General features: G+C 47.9%; 16 protein-coding genes and 1 pseudogene. 13 read left to right on the forward strand and 4 right to left on the reverse strand.

The features are described from left to right. The 6 genes from H6F98_RS11910 to H6F98_RS11935 all read left to right on the forward strand — a co-directional run bounded on the left by H6F98_RS11910 (position 1) and on the right by H6F98_RS11935 (position 6,728). Positions 1–783, forward strand: a complete 783-nt coding sequence (locus H6F98_RS11910; protein WP_192218904.1) for a hypothetical protein — start codon at positions 1–3, stop codon at positions 781–783. Further along, positions 776–1,858, forward strand: a complete 1,083-nt coding sequence (locus tag H6F98_RS11915) for a pentapeptide repeat-containing protein (RefSeq protein ID WP_192218905.1) — start codon at positions 776–778, stop codon at positions 1,856–1,858. The genes H6F98_RS11910 and H6F98_RS11915 overlap by 8 nt, the downstream gene beginning before the upstream one ends. An 83-nt stretch (positions 1,859–1,941) precedes the next feature. Beyond that, the gene (locus H6F98_RS11920) at positions 1,942–2,154 is read left to right on the forward strand and encodes a hypothetical protein (protein WP_192218906.1); all 213 of its coding nucleotides are present in this window, start codon (positions 1,942–1,944) and stop codon (positions 2,152–2,154) included. Positions 2,155–2,194: 40 nt separating this feature from the next. After that, positions 2,195–3,583, forward strand: a complete 1,389-nt coding sequence (locus tag H6F98_RS11925) for an aminopeptidase P family protein (RefSeq protein WP_192218907.1) — start codon at positions 2,195–2,197, stop codon at positions 3,581–3,583. A 430-nt stretch (positions 3,584–4,013) separates the two neighbouring features. Next, positions 4,014–6,101, forward strand: a complete 2,088-nt coding sequence (gene fusA, locus H6F98_RS11930; RefSeq protein WP_192218908.1) for an elongation factor G — start codon at positions 4,014–4,016, stop codon at positions 6,099–6,101. A 231-nt stretch (positions 6,102–6,332) separates the two neighbouring features. Further along, on the forward strand, positions 6,333–6,728 hold the full coding sequence (locus H6F98_RS11935; RefSeq protein WP_192218909.1) for a DUF6464 family protein: 396 nt from the start codon (positions 6,333–6,335) through the stop codon (positions 6,726–6,728). Between the two features lie 164 nt (positions 6,729–6,892). On the opposite strand, the gene H6F98_RS11940 is transcribed toward H6F98_RS11935, so the two are convergent. Both H6F98_RS11940 and H6F98_RS11945 read right to left on the reverse strand, forming a co-directional pair. Next, a complete protein-coding gene (locus tag H6F98_RS11940) occupies positions 6,893–8,332 on the reverse strand; it encodes a DUF4335 domain-containing protein (protein WP_192218910.1) in 1,440 nt (479 codons plus the stop codon). Then, positions 8,329–8,955 carry a DUF3038 domain-containing protein gene (locus H6F98_RS11945; RefSeq protein WP_192218911.1) on the reverse strand — a complete coding sequence of 209 codons (627 nt, stop codon included), beginning with the start codon at positions 8,953–8,955 and terminating at the stop codon, positions 8,329–8,331. Before H6F98_RS11945 ends, H6F98_RS11940 begins: the two co-directional genes overlap by 4 nt. 343 nt (positions 8,956–9,298) lie before the next feature. Between H6F98_RS11945 and H6F98_RS11950 the strand changes: the two genes are divergently transcribed. The 3 genes from H6F98_RS11950 (at position 9,299) to H6F98_RS11960 (ending at position 11,262) form a co-directional block, all read left to right on the forward strand. After that, complete coding sequence (locus H6F98_RS11950) at positions 9,299–9,817, forward strand: adenine phosphoribosyltransferase (RefSeq protein WP_192218912.1); 519 nt, start codon at positions 9,299–9,301, stop codon at positions 9,815–9,817. A 64-nt stretch (positions 9,818–9,881) separates the two neighbouring features. Further along, entirely contained in the window at positions 9,882–10,946 is a 1,065-nt protein-coding gene (locus tag H6F98_RS11955) for an ABC transporter permease (protein ID WP_192218913.1), read from the forward strand. Between the two features lie 22 nt (positions 10,947–10,968). Beyond that, the gene (locus H6F98_RS11960; protein WP_192218914.1) at positions 10,969–11,262 is read left to right on the forward strand and encodes a hypothetical protein; all 294 of its coding nucleotides are present in this window, start codon (positions 10,969–10,971) and stop codon (positions 11,260–11,262) included. A 163-nt stretch (positions 11,263–11,425) separates the two neighbouring features. Here H6F98_RS11960 and H6F98_RS11965 read toward each other — a convergent pair whose 3' ends face one another. After that, the gene (locus tag H6F98_RS11965; RefSeq protein ID WP_242058497.1) at positions 11,426–11,842 is read right to left on the reverse strand and encodes a metal-sensitive transcriptional regulator; all 417 of its coding nucleotides are present in this window, start codon (positions 11,840–11,842) and stop codon (positions 11,426–11,428) included. A 361-nt stretch (positions 11,843–12,203) separates the two neighbouring features. On the opposite strand from H6F98_RS11965, the gene H6F98_RS11970 reads away from it, so the two are divergent. Next, complete coding sequence (locus tag H6F98_RS11970; protein WP_192218915.1) at positions 12,204–13,415, forward strand: HhoA/HhoB/HtrA family serine endopeptidase; 1,212 nt, start codon at positions 12,204–12,206, stop codon at positions 13,413–13,415. A gap of 166 nt (positions 13,416–13,581) precedes the next feature. On the opposite strand, the gene H6F98_RS11975 is transcribed toward H6F98_RS11970, so the two are convergent. Continuing rightward, positions 13,582–13,959 carry a DUF1816 domain-containing protein gene (locus tag H6F98_RS11975; protein ID WP_242058498.1) on the reverse strand — a complete coding sequence of 126 codons (378 nt, stop codon included), beginning with the start codon at positions 13,957–13,959 and terminating at the stop codon, positions 13,582–13,584. A 466-nt stretch (positions 13,960–14,425) separates the two neighbouring features. On the opposite strand from H6F98_RS11975, the gene H6F98_RS11980 reads away from it, so the two are divergent. The 3 genes and pseudogenes from H6F98_RS11980 (at position 14,426) to H6F98_RS11990 (ending at position 15,727) form a co-directional block, all read left to right on the forward strand. Continuing rightward, positions 14,426–15,046: a GerMN domain-containing protein gene (locus H6F98_RS11980; RefSeq protein WP_192218916.1), complete on the forward strand. Its 621-nt coding sequence runs from the start codon at positions 14,426–14,428 to the stop codon at positions 15,044–15,046. Positions 15,047–15,189: 143 nt separating this feature from the next. Then, a pseudogene (locus H6F98_RS11985) lies at positions 15,190–15,519 on the forward strand (ATP-binding protein); the annotation flags it as partial. Next, on the forward strand, positions 15,491–15,727 hold the full coding sequence (locus tag H6F98_RS11990; RefSeq protein WP_192218917.1) for a hypothetical protein: 237 nt from the start codon (positions 15,491–15,493) through the stop codon (positions 15,725–15,727). The pseudogene H6F98_RS11985 and the gene H6F98_RS11990, both read left to right, overlap by 29 nt. Positions 15,728–15,817: the final 90 nt, after the last annotated feature.

The following is a 15,817-nucleotide window of genomic DNA, read 5'->3' on the forward strand; positions in this document are numbered from 1 at the left end:
ATGCAACCTTCTCTTCCTACCAAGCCTCAGCCGGAGCCTAAAAACAACTGCCCAAATTGCCTATACATGAAGTTGGAAGGAATTCCGGTTCAGCCAGGGAGCCAGGACAGTATTGACTTGTGGCATTTAATCACCGACACACAGCCGATTGACCTGCTGTTGACGATTAACTTCGGCGAGCAATGGGAGACGCTCAAACAAGGTCGTGTCAAGTTTGGGCTAAAAGGTGGAGAACTGCGAGTCAAACTAGAAAATGGCGAAATCCCTCTTGAGTCGCGTGAACTTATTGGCTCTATTGAACTTTTCCTTCAAAGAGAAAGGCAAAAACCCGAACGTGGTAAAGAGCAAAAGGGTAGAGACATTCGTATACGTGCTGCCAATCCCTCTTCAAATGGCAGTCAAGCTCAGCCTCAAGCAAATGTTGGTGTAGGACAAAAGTTAGGTAGAACAGAGCAATCCCCACCTAGCATCTGTCATATAACAACAAAGGTTTCCGAAGAGAATCCCGTTTGGATTTTTGAGCAGGAGATGGGTGAACCCGTTTTAAAAGGCTTCCTGAAGAAGGCAAAATTGGCAACCTTGAATGTGATTGCTTTGCCTTGTCGTGTAGAAGCAATCTTTGAAGTGTCCAAACGAGATCTGTGTCTGACTGATGCTGAGGGGTTATGGCCGCCAGACATTAGTCGCAATAAACGAGCTGTGTTAGACCGATTAATCATCCAGCGTTTGCTAGAACCAAAACTCAAGCCTTACCTCAGTCGAGCGGAGTTGCACTATGACTGATGACAAATCTCTTCAGGAACTGCACGTCCTGATTCAGCGTGTTTTAGAAGCCAAAACAGATAATCTTGAGCAGTTAACAGCAATTGCTGGTCTAAATATTGCTAAAGATTTCATTGAGGCTGACCTCAGCCATACCAATCTGAGTGAAGCTGAACTCATTGAAGCCGACTTTAGGGGGGCTGACCTTAGAAGCGCCAATCTTCAGAGAGTAAACCTGAGAGGCGCAGACTTGAGAGGAGCAAACTTGAGTCAGGCTAACCTGAGCGATGCCGACCTCAGAAGTGCTAACCTCCGAGGAGCCAATCTTAGGGGAGCAGACTTGAGAGGGGCTGGATTAAATAGTGCGAATTTGAGTGATGCGAACCTGTGCGGTACCAACTTGAGTGAAGCTGACCTGAGTGAAGCTGACCTCCGGGGGGCTGACCTCAGAACTGCCAGACTTAGAAATGCCGACCTCAAGGACACAAAACTCAGGGGAGCTAACCTCGGTCGTGCAGACCTCAAGGATGCCAATCTCAAGGGAGCATTCCTGATTCGAGCCTATCTTGGTGGAGCCTACCTTGGTGGTGCTGATTTAGGCGGGGCAAACCTTAGTGAGGCTGACCTGAGTGATGCCAAACTCAGTGGTGCTAAATTGCGGGGCACCAATCTCAGTGGGGCAAATTTGAGCATTGCTGATTTGGGTGGTGTAAACCTGATCCGAGCCAACCTGAGCAGCGCTGACTTGATCCGAGCTAACTTGAGCAGTGCTGACCTGATCCGCACCAACTTGAGCGGTGCTGATCTTCGGGGAGCAGATTTGAGCCTTGCTGACTTGAGCCTTGCCAATCTGGGCAGTGCCAATCTGGGCAGTGCTAATCTCATGCGGGCAAATTTGAGTATTGCTGAGTTAGGCGGGGCAAACTTGAGTGGGGCAAACCTGAGTGAGGCTGATTTAAGAGGGGCGAATGTTGAGAATACGCAATTTGCCAAGAATCAGGGAATTTCTGAGGAGACAAAGCTTGTCCTGCTACGACGTGGCGCAATTTTTGAAGATTCCACTGGTAATCGTTCTGAGGTTTTGACACCTCGCTAAATATTTGCCTAAAAATTATTCCTTATAGATTAGAGATACAATGAAAAGCTCAAAAATCACTGATGTCTGAAGCAGGCGCAAAGATGAGAAAACCAATTTGGATGAAGTTTGTCGTTCTGATATTGCTGTTGGTCAGTACCGGATTCTCTCTCACAGCCTGTCAACAGCCACAGCAAGGCGATGAATCTACAGAACAAGAGGAAGATCAGCCTAACAACTCTAACCAAGAGAATGAGGATGAGGAAGACGAGGAAGACGAGGATGAGGACTCTCAGGAAGACGATGACCCAGAATAATTGCTGCTCCTTCTAGACATCTCGTGCTACCTTCCTGATCATGGAGACTCTAAAGCATTACGATTCGCTCACAACAACTCTGCAACATCGGCGTGAACGTCTCGCCCAGTTAATTGATTTTCCAGTGATTCTCTGGTCAGGGTTACGAAGTTCGCGCAACTATCCGGACAATGTATTCCCGTTTCGGGCGAGTAGTCACTTTCTGTACTTTGCAGGTTTACCACTAGAGAACGCGGCAATCTGCCTCAATCAGGGGAAGCTTGAACTGTTTATGGACGAGGATTCTCCTGCTAGTGCGCTTTGGCATGGAGAGATGCCCAAACGGGAGGAAATCGCTCAGACGATTGGGGCGGATGCTGCCTTTACTCTGTCAGAACTCCCATCACGAGCAAAAGGTGCAGCAACGGTTGCTGTCCAAAATGCCACCACTTGCTTGCAACAAGCTCAGATTTTAGATCGACCTGTGGCACCAGCAGATGTATGTACTGGAATTGATCAAGAGTTGGTAAAAGCGATCGCGTCTTTACGACTCTGCCACGACACTGGTGCCCTCTCAATGTTACGTCAAGCCGCTGTGGTGACTGTAGAAGCCCATAAAGCGGGGATGAAGGCAACACCTACCGCTAAGGTGGAAGCCGCAGTACGGGGTGCGATGGAGGGCGTAATTATTGCTCACAACATGACCTGTGCCTACAGCAGCATTGTCACCGTTCACGGTGAAGTACTCCACAACGAGCAGTATCACCATCCCCTACAACCTGGAGATTTACTGCTTGCTGATGTTGGGGCTGAAACCGTGGCAGGATGGGCAGCTGACATCACACGTACTTGGCCTGTCACAGGCAAATTCTCAACAACTCAGCGTGACCTTTACGATGTTGTGTTAGCGGCTCATGATGCCTGTATTGATAAAATCCGTCCTGGAATCGAGTATCGTGACCTTCATCTTTTGGCAGCATCAGTAATTGCCCAAGGATTAGTCGATTTGGGCATTCTGCGGGGACAGGTGTCAGATTTGGTAGAAATGGATGCTCATGCCCTATTTTTTCCTCACGGTGTTGGACATCTTTTGGGCTTAGATGTCCACGATATGGAAGATTTTGGGGATTTGGCGGGTTATGAGGAAGGAAGAGTTAGAAGCGATCGCTTTGGCTTAAGCTATCTGCGGCTCAATCGACCACTAAAAGCAGGAATGCTGGTTACCATTGAACCGGGTTTCTATCAAGTGCCAGCAATTCTGAATGACCCTTCCCTACGATCAAAGTATCAAGAGGTTGTAGATTGGGAGCGTCTTACTCAATTTGCCGATGTCCGGGGTATTCGCATTGAAGATGATGTTTTGGTCACTGAGGAAGGTAGCGACGTATTGACAGCCGCTCTACCCACTGATGCGGATACCGTTGAACAACTGGTGATGACGGTTGCTTAACGACATAGCTGCTGAGCAAGTACAAATTAGCTCTACCTGGCGCAATCAAGATTACCGAGATTTGACACCAATAAACGTGTGATAAACAAGCTCCGTCAAAATGTGAAGTTTAGGGCATTGTCCTAAACTCTTCACTCAGTTTTAGCGCCTTGTCGCGATCGCTAATTCAACGGTCTTCAATCTCAAGAATTACCCACGAACTCCTCCTGTACGGGTAATCCGCCCTGTAATTGTCCTATTTTCACTTCTCTACCGCTACAACCTTGACATCCCACATTTTACAATTAGTAATGTTGCCAGTAACGGGGAAAGGATTTCTTGATATTCCGCGTTCTCGAAATCCAGCCTGCACTGGCGAAGAAGGCAACATTGATTGTCACGCTTGCAGGTGGTCGCCAATGGTTTGTTGCATTTAATCCAAAGAACAATTATGAAAGATCTCACTCGTTATCGAAACATCGGCATCTTCGCTCACGTGGATGCTGGCAAGACGACCACAACTGAAAGAATCCTGAAACTGACGGGTAAAATCCACAAGATTGGTGAGGTACATGAAGGCGCGGCGACGACAGACTTCATGGAACAGGAGCAAGAGCGCGGTATTACAATTCAGTCGGCTGCGACTAGCTGTTACTGGAATGACCACCAACTGAACATCATCGATACCCCAGGTCACGTTGATTTCACCATTGAGGTCTACCGTTCCCTTAAGGTTCTCGATGGTGGCATTGGTGTTTTCTGTGGTTCCGGTGGGGTCGAACCGCAATCGGAAACTAACTGGCGCTATGCTAACGACTCGAAAGTCTCTCGCATCATCTACATCAATAAGCTTGATCGCACGGGTGCCGATTTCTACCGTGTTGTCAAGCAAGTCGAAAAAGTGCTTGCGGCTAAGCCACTGGTGATGGTGCTGCCGATTGGCGTTGAAGAGCAGTTTTGCGGTGTGGTCGATCTGCTGACCCGTAAGGCATGGGTATGGGACAACTCCGGCGATCCGATGAACTACAAGATTAAGGATGTTCCTGCCGATATGGTCGATGATGTCGAGGCTTATCGCGAACAGTTGATCGAACTGGCGGTTGAGCAGGACGATGACCTGATGGAACAGTATCTAGAAGGGGAAGAACCGGATATCGATTCGATTAAGCGGTGTATTCGCAAGGGTACCCGCGATATGGCATTCTTCCCTACCTACTGCGGCTCGTCGTTTAAGAATAAGGGTGTGCAGTTGGTTCTGGATGCCGTAGTTGACTACCTACCAGACCCGACTGAGGTCAAACCGCAGCCAGAGATCGATCTGGAAGGGAATGAAACGGGCGGATTTGCCATTGTCGATCCAGAGAAGCCATTACGGGCACTCGCGTTTAAGATCATGGACGATCGCTATGGTGCTTTAACCTTTACGCGCCTGTACTCCGGTAAGTTGTCAAAGGGCGATACCGTGCTCAACACCGCTACAGGTAAGACCGAGCGGATCAGCCGTTTGGTTGAGATGCACGCCAATTCTCGCGAAGAGATCGAATCAGCGCAGGCGGGTGACATCGTTGCGATCGTCGGTATGAAGAACATTCAGACCGGGCATACCATCTGCGATCCCAAAAATCCTGCAACGCTGGAGCCGATGGTCTTCCCAGAACCCGTTATTTCTATTGCTGTCAAACCGAAAGCAAAAGGCGGTGAAGAGAAGATGGCAATGGCGCTGACTAAGATGGTGCAGGAAGACCCGTCTTTCCATATGGTGACTGATGAGGAGAGCGGCGAGACCATTCTTAAGGGGATGGGTGAGCTGCATCTAGACATCAAGGTTGATATCCTGAGGCGCACTCATGGGGTGGAAGTGGAAGTGGGTAAACCACAGGTAGCTTACCGCGAGTCGATTACTAAGCGCCTCGAAGACGGCTACGTTCACAAGAAGCAGTCTGGTGGTTCTGGTCAATTTGCCAAGATCAACTATGTGATTGAGCCAGGTGAACCAGGCACTGGCTTCCAGTTTGAGTCAAAGGTGACGGGTGGCAACGTGCCGAGAGAGTACTGGCCAGCGGTGCAAAAAGGCTTTGTGAGCTGCCTTGACCGAGGCGTATTGGCTGGGTTCCCCTGCATGGACTTGAAGTTCACGCTCACAGACGGTGGTTTCCATCCGGTTGACTCGTCGGCGATCGCATTTGAGATCGCTGCACAAGCCGCCTATCGGCAGTCCATTCCTAAGGCTGGGCCTCAGCTGCTCGAACCGATCATGAATGTCGATGTATTCACGCCAGATGATTACATGGGCGATGTTATCGGTGACCTTAACCGCCGCCGAGGGATGATCAAAGCTCAGGAAACAGGCCCGACGGGGGTTCGCATCAAGGCAGATGTGCCGTTGAGCGAGATGTTTGGCTACATTGGTGACCTGCGTACCATGACATCTGGGCGTGGACAGTTCTCGATGTCGTTCTCACACTATGCTCCTTGCCCAAATAACGTCGCAGAAGAGGTGATCAAGGAAGCTAAAGAGCGTCAGGCTGCTTTGTCGTAGACTTCTGGCAAAACTCAGGGAAAAGGTTAAAGGGCATGGGGAAAGGGAAGAAGATTCCTTTCCCTTTTCCCTCCTCTTGCAAAACACCCTTTTGCAAGAGATGACCATGAGCCTTCGCTCCCAACTAAGGATGAAAATAGGATAGGAACGATTTAGCGTTGTTTCAGCCTCCATTTTCAAGACAGGTCTATTGATTTAAAGTTTCTGGCAGTCTGTCGATATTAATTCGTTATGAAGTTGAATTCTCTGCCCGCAGAAGTCATTCTGAGCCATTCGCGTTTTACCCTTGGTCATCTATATCTAGACTGGAATCCCCAGCCGGGAGCCTACCTGGAAGTCGAGGGTCAGACCTACATGGTTTTAGAACGCAGGCATCGCTATCTGCTCAGATCAGGACGTTATCAGCTTCATAAGATTGCTCTCTACGTTCAAAAATGTGAGATTCCAGCGGAGGTCAGTCTGTTGGACGGGCGCTGGGTGATTGGAGACATCACTTGCTCATACAATGCTCGCTCTGAGTTGGTTCGATGTGCGATCAACCCCAGTGGGCCATGCGATCGCTGTGTTCATTATCAGAGGTTGCTCAACCCTTTTGAATCGGAACCGCGCCAAAGTAACTCATATTGAGCCCCTCCCACGGCTAGAAGCCGATGGGATTCAGGCATCAGACAGAGATTGCAGTCTTAGACTGTCTGACATCTCCTACGCCCAGAGTTGAACTCCCAACTCTTTTAATATTCATGCTGGGCTTTTATGTTTATTACTGGTACGTGGTCGGTATTTGCTGTGAGTTATCTGGACCCCCTCAGAGGACTCACTTCTAGAACACCACCTGGCTTAAATACTACCCGGAACTGAGCTAAGGGTTTTTGAGGTAACAACTCCGCCTCCGCACCACCAATACCCGCCGCCTCCGGCTTATGTAAGCTGGGCAAAGGAGTTTCCCGGATATAATCTGAGGCGGGTTGATTATTTGGCTCATAGTCGGCAATCACACCCTCTTCGGTAACAGCCACACGATAAACTAAATCTCGTCTGGAGAGCGGAGTTCCTTCCCATTTTTCGCTAAGTTCTTCATAGAGTTTGTTATTTAACTCAGTGACTACAGATGCATCGGTAATTTCTGGTCCTAAACTGGGTTTACCTGTATAGCCGCGCCATGGGCTAATTTGCAGAACGCCTCTTCTGTTGAAGACTACCCGAAACTGAGCAATCGGTTCTTGACTAGCAACACTGCCATTAGTGGGAGTGTAGAGCAACTCAGGTAAGGGAGTATCTTGAGCCGCATCGCTTGGTTGTTCATCAACTGGCTTATAGCCGATAATCTCTCCGTCTTTGCCAACGCCAACCCGATATTCTAAGTTTTCATCCACTTCGTCACGGTTGTCCCACGATTGATCAAGCTTGGTGTAAAGGTTTCGTTGTAGGAAACGTAGTTGTGTTGGATCAGTAATCTCTGGAACTGTGGCAAGGACTTCCTCCAGATCACTGGCTGAGGGTGGTGATGATGTCGGTGAAGGGCTAGCACTTGAGAGAGGTTCACCTGGACTAGGAGAGGTCGTCTCACTAGAATTTGGTTCAGCTGCCACGGGTTTGGGTGAACGTACCTCTGGGATGGGTGCAAAGAACAATGCGATCGCAGCGAAGGCTAAACTTGCCATTCCTAGGGTTGCTGGTGCTGCCCGTTTCGCGATCGGTTGGTCAGCTTTGCGGTAGCGCTTAGATAGAGGCTGCAACAACACATTCATGTCAGGTAGTGTGCGCCTATCTGCCAAAAACTGATCGATCGCTTCTACCAAGTCAAATAGCTGCACTGTTGTCAACTCAAGCTGGATTAGCTTACCTTGTTGTACTCCAGTATGAGACACGGAATTAGATACCATTCCCTTAGACGAAGCCTCATCAGTTGGCAGCAGCGTCAACCGATGCAAATTCTTCTCCTGAACTTTTTCCAACTGCACCAATGATGGCTTTTCCTCGTGCAGCTTTGGATGACGTACCTGACTCAAAAATTCCTGAGCATAGCGACTCACAGCCCTCACAAGGCTTTCTAAAAAGTCACGTCCTCCGCTCAAAGATTGTGTCTGACCTGTAAAACGGCATTCTGCATTGACGAGAATCGTCATCAAGGGTCGGGTATCAATTTGACCACCCCCTGCTGCACTACCATCACTCAAGCCCTCAAGAATAAGCGTGCAGTTGGGGAGACTGTACTGACGTTGAATAGTCATGCTACCTCTCCATCAAACAGGCTAGTCCAAAAGCGTTGCATTCCAGAGGTTCCTGTACAAAACAGCAATTGACTTAATAGCGATAGTGCAAGTTCGTTCAACTTCTCGTCCGAGTTGTAAATAGCGACTTTTGCACGTCGCGGATTCATCCGACTCCGAAAATGAGCACGGAACCGTTCTAGATACTCAGACAAGCGAAAATGGTGTTCCAGTGGTACCTGCTTGTCACTCAGTTGTTGATAAGCCAGTAATAACTGCCGGATTAAAGCCGTCATTTTTCGTGCCATGTGACTGGCAATTACCACTAATGCCTTGGCTTCCTCGACTTGCAGTGGACGACGAGTATGAGAGCGTCGTAAGGGATTGGTGCAGCGCAGACGCCAAAGCAAAACGCGATTTTTAATAATATCCTGGAGTTCTAGCTCTTTTGCCGTAAAGAGCATGGCTTCAGAACCGCCCAGTTCCAACGCTTCTATAGCAAGTAAAATCAGGTCGATCTGCTGCCGAGTGCGTGGCGGACACCCTCGCTCTGAGATAGGCATGTCAGGTAGACTATCTAAAATTAGGGGTTTGGACTGGGCAGGAGGACTGTTTGTCGGCATTACGCTCACAGAAAGATTCATTCCAACTAGCGATTGTAGGTTACTGGTTCTTATAAAAGTAATTTCAAGCGGCTTGGTAGCCCATAGGATAGCTGACTTCTTGCATTGGCATTTGTGCCCAGTTTCTAGTGTTGCTGAATTACAGGGTGTTTCCCCACTTCGAGGCTAGCATTTAATGCCTAGTCTGCTCAGCTCTACTACGCTCAACGTATCAGTGTTTGCGATCGCTCAAAAACGATCCAACATTCTATTGTACGATGCGTGCAGGAAGCGAATGGGAAGTTACTGGGGATTGTACCCGAATACTCTTCCTGTCATAAATGCTGAGTCATAAAATGCCTTTGAAAGTGAGTTCACCTGAAGAATGGATTTAAAGTCTCTGATTCGCGATATCCCTGACTTTCCCAAGCCAGGAATTTTATTTCGAGATATCACCACGCTACTACGCAACCCAGAGGGACTGCGCTGCACAATTGATACACTTGCCCAAAAGTGTGAAGAGGCAGGACTCGCGGCTGATTATGTGGTAGGAATGGAATCTCGTGGTTTTATTATCGGACCCCCTCTGGCTTACAAGATGGGAGCAGGGTTTATCCCTGTCCGGAAACCGGGTAAACTCCCCGCCGCCGTACATTCAGTTGAGTATGAACTGGAGTACGGTACGGATCGATTAGAACTCCATCAAGATGCCTTCAATCCTGGCAGTCGTGTTTTGATTGTGGATGATTTGATGGCGACGGGTGGAACAGCCGGTGCGACAGCTGCCCTCGTCGAGCAAACGGGCTGCGAATTAGTGGGTTTCGGGTTTATCATCGAGCTACGGGATTTAGGTGGGCGTCAAAAGCTGCCTAATGTACCAGTTGTGACATTGATTGAGTATTAAACAGTGGTCGTTAGTCATTGGTCATTGGTGAAGCACAACTGACAAACGGCAAAGGACACTAACTATGACTTCTTCTACGAAGGATTCCTCAGTTCGGGATGGATTCGATGGCTTTCGCAATCGGCTCACTCGGTTAGTTACGAGTGAGACGTTTCTCTATGTTGTGAAGCGTTTGTTGCAAGCGATGTTGACCTTACTGTTGGCATCTGCTTTGAGTTTTGCAATCATTCAGCTAGCACCAGGGGATTACTTGGATACCCTCCGGCAGAATCCAAAAATTTCGCCGGAGCGAATCGAGGAACTACGGCGACAATTTGGTCTGGATCAGCCAGCCATTGTGCAGTATTGGCGTTGGCTGGTGGGAGTAGTGACAAGAGGTGACTTCGGTATAAGTTTTACTTATTTCCGTTCCGTATCATCTTTGTTGTGGGAGCGAGTCCCCGCAACATTACTCATGGCGATTGCCTCGCTTGTTGTTACTTGGGCGATCGCAATTCCCCTTGGTATTGTTGCCGCTGTTCATCAAAACCGAGCATTTGATCGATGTCTACAAGTCATTAGTTATGGGGGACAAGGCTTTCCTAGCTTTATCACCGCCTTACTAATGCTCATCGTCGCGCAGAATGTTTCCCCCTTGTTACCTGTGGGTGGTATGACGAGTATCAATCACGCAGATTTGTCACCAATCGGTAAAATGTTGGATATCGGCTGGCACCTGATTTTGCCGACAATTGCTCTATCTATCGCAGGCTTTGCTGGTCTACAGCGCATTACGAGAGGAGAAATGCTTGACGTTCTGCGCCAAGACTATATCCAAACGGCTCGTGCCAAGGGACTCCCAGAAAACCGGGTCATATATATCCACGCCCTTCGTAATGCGGTTAATCCCTTAGTGACACTATTAGGATTTGAGTTTGCTGGCTTATTAGGTGGTGCCTTTATTGCCGAATCTTTCTTCAACTGGCCTGGACTGGGGCGTCTGATTCTGGAGGCAGTAAGAGCGCAAGACCTCTATTTGGTGATGGCAAGCTTGATTATGGGGGCTGTGCTGCTCATTGTAGGCAACTTGTTAGCGGACTTGTTGCTGAAGTTCGTCGATCCCCGGATTCGTCTGGAGGATCTGAAGTAAGTATTTATGCTGTTTCCCTGCCATGTTCACTCAAATCTATTATCTGATTCTTTCTAGAGCTGATGGTCGCTATTTAGTTGCCCAGCCAAATGCAAGTAGCCGTGACGCTGGGGAAAGCTATTTGTTGATGTTTCGTGAACACTATGATGCTCTGAGTTATCTCAATGCTCACGGTTCTGATGTTGCTGACCGCTTTGCTGTAGAGACAGTTTCTGGAGGCCAGTTAAAAGGGTTACTCCAACGCTGGGGATTTACGGGTGTCGGTGTTGTTCAAGACCCTTTAGTACCCCAAATTGAGTTTCTCGAACACGGATGAACTACAGCGAGAGATGGGGAGGTAAATATCGGAGTTCTCAATTGGCTGGAATACAGCAATTCAGGATTTCCTAGGGGCACGACATGTCGTGCCCCTACCTTGTGGTAAACTCATCAACCGACCGCCCGATTGTTTAGGGCATTGATTAGAAACCTATCCTTACTTACGGCAAAAATCGATCCAAAGCCGCTTTCAACTCTTCGATTTCCACTTCAATATTCCCTTCTTCGGCAGCACGACCGATGCACTGGGTTAAATGTTCATCCAGAATAATTCGTGCGACTCGATCTAGTGCGCCTCGAACAGCAGCGACTTGCACCAGAACATCAGGACAAGGGCGACTTTCCTGCACCATCGTTTTGATTCCTCGAATGTGTCCCTCAATCCGAGAAAGCCGATTGACGATTCGCCGCAGAGATTCTTCGTCATGAACGTGGCGATGTGTAGATACCTCGCCATGATGATGTTCTATCGGGCTGTGATGTACATCCAGCTCTTGGGTACACTCATCTTTCCCTGGAATGGCAAAGGTTTCGTTAATCAATGGGTTAACTCCAATTTTTGGATTACGAACACTCATCAACAGATGGAAGGGACAAGGAGAATAGAGGGCATTTGTGGCACTGCTGCCAAGCTAATAAGGCTTACCCCCTTTTGAGAAAGCGCAAGGAGAGGGAAGATTCTCCACATCTTGCCAACTTTCTTGAACACCCTCTTCTTCCATCAATAAATTTGTACTCCTGATCCTAGCCTAGAGCGGAGAATCTATAGCGATAATCCTTGATGCGACAGAAACCTAGACAGTCCGTAAAGCGTCCTCATCAGTTGAATCCCAGTAAAGTTAACTGAACTGTCAGAATATTTATATGACTACTTGTAGCGACAAATAAACTTCTCCTACAGTTTTTCAAGAAACATGCTCCGAATTCAAGATTGATGCTATGCGATTGACAAAGTTTTTTCTCTCTCTACGCCAAACGAGTACCTACCTGCTTGCGATCGTTCTTGGTGTCGTTTTAACGGTTGGCTTTTATCAGGTATTGCCATCTCAGGCAGGACCCGCACCGGGCTTAGAATCAGCAACACCAACTCTGCTGGCTCAACGGCAGCCAATACCTAACCCAGCTACCAATGGCAGTTTTGTAACATCAGCTGTTAATCGAGTGGGATCATCGGTAGTGCGGATTGATACTGAACGCACAATCACGCGCCGTGTTGACCCATTCTTTGATGACCCAGGCTTCCGGCGCTTTTTTGGTGAGGACTTTTTCCCCCAGATGCCACAAGAAAGACGCCTCCGGGGTCAAGGGTCAGGCTTCATTATTGACAGCAGTGGGATTATTCTCACGAATGCTCATGTGGTCGATAAGGCAGATAAGGTGACTGTTCTCCTCAAAGATGGACGTAGTTTTGAGGGGAAGGTACAGGGTGCAGATGAAGTCACTGACCTCGCCGTTGTCAAAATTGATGGTAGAGATTTGCCTGTTGCACCTCTAGGAGATTCCGGACAGGTGTCGGTGGGTGATTGGGCGATCGCAGTTGGTAATCCCTTGGGGCTGGATAATACGGTTACGTTGGGAATTATCAGCACCCTTCAGCGGTCTAGTACTCAGGTGGGTATTCCTGATAAGCGACTAGACTTTATTCAAACTGATGCTGCAATTAATCCAGGTAACTCAGGTGGACCACTCCTGAACCAACAAGGGGACGTGATTGGCATCAACACCGCAATTCGTCCTGATGCAATGGGAATTGGTTTTGCAATTCCGATCAACGAAGCTAAAACAATTTCAGCTAAGCTGGCACGGGGTGAAAGAATTGCCCATCCTTATCTTGGAATTCGGATGGCAACGCTGACGCCTCAGATAGCCGCAGAGAACAACAGCGACCCCAACTCCTCCTTTATGGTGCCGGAAGTCAATGGTGTCTTAGTGGTGCAAGTATTACCCAACACTGCTGCTGCTAGCGGTGGACTTCGGCGTGGAGATGTCATCGTCGAAATCGAAGGAAAACCCATAACCACGGCTGAGCAGTTACAGCGTACTGTTGAAAACAGCGGCGTGAATCAAGTACTACAAATTAAGGTGCGTCGCGGAAACCAGACAAACACGCTCTCTGTCCGTACTGGTGAACTACCTTCGGCAACCTCATAAAAGCCTTCAACGGAAGGTAAAGGGCAGGAGGCAGAGGGCAAAAGAGGATTGTGACCCTTGCTCATGAAAGGTCGCTTTCCGGGCTTGGGCTATCGGCATCAAGAGAATCCCTTCTGCCATCTGCCTTACTTGGACTTGAATGCTGAGCAAGCTTAATACAAGTCGTCTACGCGCTCAGATCTGGCGAAATATTAATGTAAGTTTTCTCTCTCCATTCATCCTTAAATACCGTTAGCTCTTTAGGTTGACACTGCTTAATCTCGATCGCAATTAGTTGTGGTCTTTCCTGTTCTAGGTCTTCCAAGTAGCCGAGTTGAGCCAGTTGAGCTTCACGGTGACTGACAAAGGGGCCAAAGTAGTAGGTACAATCAGGCTTTTTCGTAATAATTTCAACCCACCAAGCCTTTCCCATCTTCTCTAAGTAAGACGTAAAAAGCTCTTTAGTATCTTCCAAGAATTTGTTAATGATGACTTGAAATAACTCTAAGCTTAGTGTTGAAGAATGGGCTTGTAACGGTTCTTTCGACGCTGTAGGGTTGAGCATGATTATTTCCTATTTGTTAAGGAATCTTTACCTAGCGAATAAATAGGTAGAAATGAAAAGAAACATTAAATTATTTAAAAGAGAGATTTAACCTCCCATTAAATGTATAACTTGATACAGCATCAAATTAAACCAATCTTTAAGTAGATTTACTTTGATTGATAAGAAGAGCTGTTGCTCATAGCGTTGTCGATATGAGCAACAGCTCGGTACAAATACCTAACCCTACTCGTGGTTGAGTAAGTTCTCAGTGCCTCAATCTCAAGAGTTGATTTACGAAGGTGATTTCCTCAGGAATTTAGCTAGACCAATCTCCATGTATTTTCCTAACTAATGCATCAATCTTCTGTTCTGGTTGCCGTTTTCGATACAGGCTCTAAAGCGTGACGGCAAAGCTTCTATAACCGGAGTGTGAACAATATAGAAGCGTTTCAGAAAGAAAACGTATTAAGCACAAGGAGGAAAAATGCTTCGCTTTTTCAAATCACCTCTGGTAGTCTCTGGTCTTTTGTGTACAGTAATGTTGTCGGCGGCGTGGGCAAATGTAGGAGAAAAGTTCGCCTCATCCAGTGACTCAGCACAATTAGCCATAAAATCATCTGGCGAGTTGATACCAGCTCAATTAAAGACACAGCCAGCCTCGTCACCAACCATTGCGGCGCGTCTAAACGCAGTCAAAGTATTTTTTCCGAAACAGCCCCGGAGCAATAATGACTTTAGCTATGTTGAAGCTGTTAACCGGACAACTCAAAGCCAAAGTGTAGCGCGGTTTGCTGTGGAACAATTAATTGCAGGACCAACAAGTGCTGAAAGGCAAAAGGGTTTTGTTGGAGCGGTTCGATTAAGAGATAGCTCCAACTGTGGAAGTGATTTTAATGTATCAATCTCTAGCGGAGCTGCGCGTCTGCAATTTTGTCGGACAGTGGTTTCGGCAGGAGTTGGAGATGATGCTCGTGCAAAAAGTGCCGTAACAGCTACACTTAAGCAATTTAGAGGTGTTCAATCTGTCGTTATCCTGGACAAAAATGGCAATTGTCTTGGGGCTATGAGTGGAGAAAACAGGTGTTTAAGCAATTCTCGCTCTTAGTCCACCAGAATGGAAACAGATGCTTGCTTCGGTAATGAGCATTGCATCTGAAACTGAGGTCGTAAGGCTTCAGAATGGTGCATCTCATCACGTCATTGTTAAGGTGTGGAAGTGCTTGCTGGAATTTGATTGCGAGGTGATTGATGGCACTAGATTTGGGGAGATTCTACCAAGCCTGTAACCCTAGCCCTTTGGACTTAGCTAATCCTGAGGCGCGGAAGTACTATATTGATTTTTCTTCTGTACGTGGGGGTAATATTATGCGGGAGTTGGGGCGAACCATCAGCCGCCTTTCACCGGATAAGCCGACGTGTTAGTTGTTTACCGGACATATTGGCTGTGGCAAGTCTACAGAATTGCAGCGACTCAAGGCAGACTTGGGACAGCAGGGGTTTCATGTGGTGTATTTCGAGTCTAGCCAGGTTCTGGAAATGGCAGATGTCGATGTTACTGATATTTTGCTTGCGATCGCACTGTAACCCCGATCCTGAATACTGGAATGCGATCGCGAAGCGGGACAAAGGCGATCGCACTTTAACCCCTAGCCTGGATGCTGGAATGCGATCGCGCTGCAACCCCGATCCTGAATACTGGAATGCGATCGCGAACTACTGCCTCACCGACTCTCCCAAACGCTTCAATACACCCACAACACTATTGCATCCTGGCAGAAGTAACTGACCACCCATTGGGGTGGTAAAAAAGAGGAGAGACCCTTTAATTCCAAGTCGCTGTTTCGACTGAGCAGGAACTTTCTGTTGACATGGCTTA

Source organism: Microcoleus sp. FACHB-SPT15 (genome assembly GCF_014849525.1).
GTDB classification, from domain to species: Bacteria; Cyanobacteriota; Cyanobacteriia; order Cyanobacteriales; family Coleofasciculaceae; genus Symplocastrum; species Symplocastrum torsivum.